The organism is Paenibacillus sp. 3LSP, from assembly GCF_032465655.1.
In the GTDB taxonomy this organism is placed as follows: domain Bacteria; phylum Bacillota; class Bacilli; order Paenibacillales; family Paenibacillaceae; genus Fontibacillus; species Fontibacillus barengoltzii.
In genome coordinates, this window is the sequence record NZ_JAWDJI010000039.1 from 1 (window position 1) to 713 (window position 713).

General features: G+C 57.1%; 1 protein-coding gene. It reads left to right on the forward strand.

Going from position 1 to position 713, the window contains the following annotated elements; all coding sequences use genetic code 11:
• Nucleotides 1–36: 36 nt before the first annotated feature.
• Nucleotides 37–713: DDE-type integrase/transposase/recombinase (locus tag RW092_RS01915; protein ID WP_316009364.1), on the forward strand; the 677-nt coding region annotated here is incomplete at its 3' end.

Genomic DNA, 713 nt, shown 5'->3' on the forward strand with positions numbered 1-713 from the left:
TCGAAACGTAATCGGCCATTAGCTTACCAGGAGGCGATGCCCGTCATTGAGCGCGTTTGGGAAGCCCTGGATTATCCTTGTGCCGAGCGACTGCATCCTGTTCTGCTCGATACAGCCCAGAGCCTTGCCCGGCACGGTCACCTGCACCTTACCGACCTTATCATATCGCAGTTGCAAAAGATCAGCCGCCCGACATTGGCGCGCAGGTTATCCACACTTCGTTGTCCAAAAGCCAGACCAGCTGTCAACAAGCGAAAGCCGCTCGCCGAACTCCGTTCACAAGTGCCCATGATCGCCTACGATTGGGATGAAACGCGTCCGGGCGCGCTGGAAATCGATTTGGTCGAACACAACGGCGGATCGTCGCTCGGCCACTTCGCCTATACGCTGACTGTGACCGACGTGGTCTCCGGCTACACCCGCAGACGCGCGCTGCTCGGCAAATCCCAACTTGCCGTGCTTCGTGAGCTCAAGCACATCATCGCGGAGTGGCCCATGCAGCCTTGGGGGATCCACAGTGACAACGGCCAAGAGTTTTTAAACGCCCATTTGAAAACCTTCTGCGCTTCGAACAACATTCGTTTCACGCGCAGCCGCCCTTATCGCAAAAACGACAATGCTCACGTGGAGCAGAAAAACGGCTTTCTCGTCCGCCAGCTGGTCGGCTACGAACGCTATGACCGCACGGAACAGGTGGAGTGGCTCAACTCCAT